5 protein-coding genes are annotated in these 4,786 nt (G+C 33.1%); 1 reads left to right on the top strand and 4 read right to left on the bottom strand.

The features are described from left to right. Positions 1-77 precede the first annotated feature (77 nt). The 4 genes from ACI313_RS07975 to prfA form a co-directional block, all read right to left on the bottom strand. Positions 78-377: a hypothetical protein gene (locus ACI313_RS07975; protein ID WP_320608424.1), complete on the bottom strand. Its 300-nt coding sequence runs from the start codon at positions 375-377 to the stop codon at positions 78-80. A gap of 116 nt (positions 378-493) precedes the next feature. Further along, positions 494-1,360, bottom strand: a complete 867-nt coding sequence (map, locus tag ACI313_RS07970) for a type I methionyl aminopeptidase (RefSeq protein WP_439755725.1) — start codon at positions 1,358-1,360, stop codon at positions 494-496. 15 nt (positions 1,361-1,375) lie between these two features. Next, positions 1,376-2,221: a peptide chain release factor N(5)-glutamine methyltransferase gene (prmC, locus tag ACI313_RS07965; protein WP_320608426.1), complete on the bottom strand. Its 846-nt coding sequence runs from the start codon at positions 2,219-2,221 to the stop codon at positions 1,376-1,378. Beyond that, positions 2,218-3,294, bottom strand: a complete 1,077-nt coding sequence (gene prfA, locus ACI313_RS07960; RefSeq protein WP_320608427.1) for a peptide chain release factor 1 — start codon at positions 3,292-3,294, stop codon at positions 2,218-2,220. The genes prmC and prfA overlap by 4 nt, the downstream gene beginning before the upstream one ends. Positions 3,295-3,416: 122 nt before the next feature. Here prfA and ACI313_RS07955 point away from each other — a divergent pair, with 122 nt between their 5' ends. Continuing rightward, positions 3,417-4,736 carry an MATE family efflux transporter gene (locus ACI313_RS07955; RefSeq protein ID WP_439755724.1) on the top strand — a complete coding sequence of 440 codons (1,320 nt, stop codon included), beginning with the start codon at positions 3,417-3,419 and terminating at the stop codon, positions 4,734-4,736. Positions 4,737-4,786 lie beyond the last annotated feature (50 nt).

Here is a 4,786-nt window from a genome sequence, read left to right as displayed (position 1 = left end):
TAAAAGGTACAGTACCACGCACATAGCGCGTGGTATTTACTTCGTAATAAAAAAATGGAGGTTATCCTCCATTTTTTTTACCCATTTACAACGTCTGAATATTTTCTACGTGATGGACTTAAATTGTCTACATAGTAACGAACTGTTAATGATTTCGCAACTTTTGTACGAATCTTAGGTTCAACAATGTATCCATCTCCTTCTAACATGGCATCTACCATAGCTTTACAACAAGGAGACATATTACTTACTCCAGGTTCACATTCTTCCTTAAGTTCTCCTGCGTTTAATTCTATATATAACCATTGTTTGTTATGAGCTTCTACTTTCTTTTCTTGAATTTTAGCTGCATATTGTTCTTGCGTCCATTTTGCCATAAACTAAAAAATTCCTTTCTGTTACTTGTAGATAATATAATAATTTATTTTGAAATACAAGATTTTATTCAAATTTCAACTGTAAACGCTTCCATTTAAAAAGAAAAATAGAAATTTTAGTAAGCTAAAATTTCTATTCCTTTTTCTGTTACATAAATTGTATTTTCCCATTGTGCTGATAATAAACCATCTTCTGTATAAGCTGTCCACCCATTATCCGCATCAATAAATAATTCACGCTTTCCTTCATTAATCATAGGCTCAATCGTAAATACCATACCTGGTGCAATGACCATTCCAGTATTGCGAATACCTACGTGATGTACATATGGATCCTCATGGAAATCATTTCCAACTCCGTGTCCACAGAAATCAGTTACAACACTGTATCCATTTTTATGCGCAACTTCTTGAATTGCCGCTCCAATATCACCAAAATAACCCCAAGGACGAACGGCCTTAATACCGGCTTCCATACATTCTTTTGTGACATCTACTAATTTTTTTGCTTCTGGACTTACTTGTCCTATACAAAACATTCGTGATGCATCGGCATAGTGTCCATGAACAATTGTCGTACAATCGACATTTATAATATCTCCTTCTTGAAGGATGATGTCTTTATCTGGAATTCCATGACATACTTCATCGTTGATTGATGTACAACAACTCTTAGGGAATCCTTCATATCCTAAACAAGCAGGAATTCCACCATGACTAACTGTATAATCATGTACTAAAATATCAATTTCTTCTGTTGACATTCCGGCTTTAATTTCTCTTCCTACTAAATCTAATACTTCGTTATTAATTTTAGCGGCTTTTTTAATCCATTTGATATCTTCTTCATTTTTAATTAAAGAATGAGGAGGAACTTTCTTTCCTTGTAGCTTTAACACGGAAATGGTGTTGTCCCATTGTTCATGACAATTTTTATACTTTTTATTGGATCCACACCAACAAACAGAATTCTTTTTTAACATTTCGTTTCCTTCTTTCTAAAACTCAATTGTTAACATGCGATCTTTTTGACTCATATCTTTATGAACTTCAATCGTTGCTTCTGGGAAATATTGACGAGCTAACTGTGAAAGTGCAGCGCCTTGTTGATATCCCATTTCAAAAGCTAATAAAGCATGTTCATTACATACTAAATGAGCTTTTTCAAACACATCACGATAGAATTTCAATCCATCTTCGCCTCCAAATAAGGCAACATGTGGCTCATAATCTACAACCGAATGTTCCATTTGCTCGTCTTGAGGAATATAAGGTGGATTGCACACTAATATATCACAATGTAGATCACGTTCCACAAATGGATCTAACATACTTCCACAAATAAAATTCACATGAGCCCCTAATTTCTTGTTGTTTTCAATCGCAACATTTAAAGCATCCTTAGAAATATCCGATGCGATAACATCAAACTTAGGTTCCTCTAAAGCTAAAGTAATTCCAATAGCACCTGAACCTGTTGCCACATCGAATAAAGTAACATGCTCAAATTCAGGAAATTTATCATCAAATTTTTGAAGCACTAATTCAACTAATTCTTCTGTTTCTGGACGAGGAATTAACACATTTTCATTTACGATGAAATCGTATCCAAAAAACCATTCATATCCTAATACATATCCAAGTGGTTTTCCTTGTTCCATTTCATCAACGGCTTTTAAATAGTCTTTTTCAATTTCCAAGTCACATTCTTCATTCATTGAAACATATAAATTTATATTTTTTTGTCGACACAATTCAACCATCAACAACTGTGCTGCTTGTTCTCCCTGGTTGGCCTTGAATAAACGATCCTTGGCTTCGACAATTAAAGAATGGTATGTCATTCTTTTTCACCTGCTAATTTAGCTTGTTGATCCGCTAATTGAAGTGCGCTCATCAAATCATCTAAACGACCATCCATAATACGATCCAATTGGTTAACAGTATAACCAATACGATGATCTGTCACACGATTTTGTGGATAGTTGTAAGTACGGATTTTTTCAGCACGATCTCCGGTACCAATTTTAGTACGACGTTCTGCTCCTGCTTTTTCATCGATTTCTCTTTGTCTTTCTTCATATACACGAGCACGAATTGTCATTAAAGCTGTCGCACGGTTTTCATGTTGAGAACGACCGTCTTGACACTTAACAACGATACCTGTTGGTTTATGCACAATACGAACCGCTGAATCGGTTTTATTAATATGCTGTCCTCCCGCACCAGATGAACGCATTGTTTCAATTTCTAAATCATTCATATCAATATCAAAGTCTTCTTCTTCAATTTCTGGCATACATAAAACTGTAGCTGTAGAAGTATGAATACGACCTTGTGATTCTGTCTTAGGCACACGTTGTACACGATGGGAACCAGATTCAAATTTGAATGTTCCATAAGCGCCTTCTCCATTTACTTTGAAAGAAACAAGTGAATATCCACCGGCTTCGCTATCTTCCATTTCGATGATTTCTACACGCCATCCTTTTGATTCACAGTATTTTGAATACATTCTAAATAAGTCACCGGCAAAGATATTTCCTTCATCTCCTCCAGCAGCTCCACGAATTTCAATAATACAGTTATGTGAGTCGTTAGGATCTTTAGGAACTAGTAATAATTCCAATTTATCTAAGTATTCTTGAATTTTTGGCTCTAATTCTTCAATTTCCATCATAGCCATTTCATGAATTTCTTTATCGTCTTCTTTTGCCAATGCTTTGGCATCTTCTAATTCTTCACAAGCTTTTTTATATGCGTTGTAAGTATCTACCACAGGCATTAACTCATTTTGTTCACGCCCTAATTTCGCCATTTCTTTACGATTGGAAACAATATCATCACGCATCATTAATTCATTAATTTCTTCGTGACGAGCAACTAATGATTCTAATCTTTCTTCCATTTTTGCCATAGCGCATTTCCTTTCCTATATTTTATTTATTTTTTACACAATTTAACAGAATAAATATATCATGAAATACCATAAAAATCATTTAATTATGATATAATTCATACGTTTTTTAGGAGGAGATTATGAATCAAAGTTCATTAACACAAGGAAACATCAAAAAAAGTATTCTCTTGTTTTCGATTCCTTTTTTCTTTTCCAATTTATTTCAACAACTATACAATACCATTGATACTTTAATCATTGGACATTACCTAGGTGATTTATCATTAGCTGCCATTGGAAGTACAGGAGCTATTTTTGAGTTAATTGTTGGTTTTTGTAATGGATTGGGATTAGGATTTGGGATTGTGATTTCAAGATATTATGGAGCTAAGGAAACCGATAAACTAAAGAAAGCCGTAGCCAATGCGATTCTTTTAAGTCTTATATTTTCAATATCATTAACTATTTTATCGTATTTCTTCTTACCCAATTTATTAACACTATTAAATACCCCAAGTACAATTTTTAAACAAGCTCTATCTTATATTCAATGTATTAGTTTATTTCTAGTCGTTACGATGTTCTATAACTTATCCGCTGGTTTATTACGAGCCATCGGAGATAGTTTAACACCTTTAATTGTTTTAATTATTTCATCAGTATTAAATGTAATTCTTGATATTTTATTTATTACCCAATTAAATATGGGAATACAAGGAGCTGCCATTGCCACAGTCATTGCCCAAATTTTGTCTACTATTATTTGTGTTGGATTAATTTTTAAGAAAGCTAAAATATTAATCCCAAATAAATTCTCATTTGATAAACAAATATCCCTAGATTTAGCTGCACAAGGTTTTTCAATGGGATTAATGGTAAGTATTGTTTCGATTGGAACTGTAACACTACAATTTGCGATTAATAAACTTGGAACCGATATTATTGCTGCCCATACCAGTGCTCGTAAATTATTAAGTATATTTTCATTATTCTTAGGAGCTCTTTGTTCATCGATTTCAACGTTTGTCTCCCAAAATAGAGGAGCCAATCAAAAAAAACGAATTATCGAAGGCATTCATTTTGTGAATAAATTAGGAATTCTATATGTTTGTGTTGTATCTATTGTTGTTTTCTTTTTAGCACCAACTTTTGTACATTTATTAAGCGGTTCTTCAAATCCAGAGATTATCAATAACGCAACACTCTATTTACGAATCAATATCCCTAGTATGATTATTCTAGTTGTTTTATTAAATGATCGTAATTCCCTACAAGGACTTGGAAAGAAAATCATTCCTTTAGTTTCAAGTATCATTGAATTAGTAGGAAAAGTGATTTTTACTTATTTATTGATTCCTTATATTGGATATTTTGGTGTCTGTCTTTGTGAACCTGTTATCTGGTTGTTCATGACAATACAATTAGAATGGTCTTTAAAAAAAGCTCTAAACGAATTTTGAAGTGAACCCCTAAATTTGGACATCGAATTTAGGAGGTTCACTTTTTATAT

The organism is Floccifex sp., assembly GCF_051873495.1.
Taxonomy (GTDB): Bacteria; Bacillota_I; Bacilli_A; order Erysipelotrichales; family Erysipelotrichaceae; genus Floccifex.
The sequence above is the reverse complement of the archived record's forward strand: the minus strand, read 5'-3'. Positions and strand labels throughout refer to the sequence as shown.

What these genes read in the sequence shown, in the direction of transcription:
- ACI313_RS07975 (WP_320608424.1), bottom strand. Translation starts at nt 377, where the DNA reads ATGGCAAAATGGACGCAAGAACAATATGCAGCTAAAATTCAAGAAAAG.
- map (WP_439755725.1), bottom strand. Translation starts at nt 1,360, where the DNA reads ATGTTAAAAAAGAATTCTGTTTGTTGGTGTGGATCCAATAAAAAGTAT.
- prmC (WP_320608426.1), bottom strand. Translation starts at nt 2,221, where the DNA reads ATGACATACCATTCTTTAATTGTCGAAGCCAAGGATCGTTTATTCAAG.
- prfA (WP_320608427.1), bottom strand. Translation starts at nt 3,294, where the DNA reads ATGGCAAAAATGGAAGAAAGATTAGAATCATTAGTTGCTCGTCACGAA.
- ACI313_RS07955 (WP_439755724.1), top strand. Translation starts at nt 3,417, where the DNA reads ATGAATCAAAGTTCATTAACACAAGGAAACATCAAAAAAAGTATTCTC.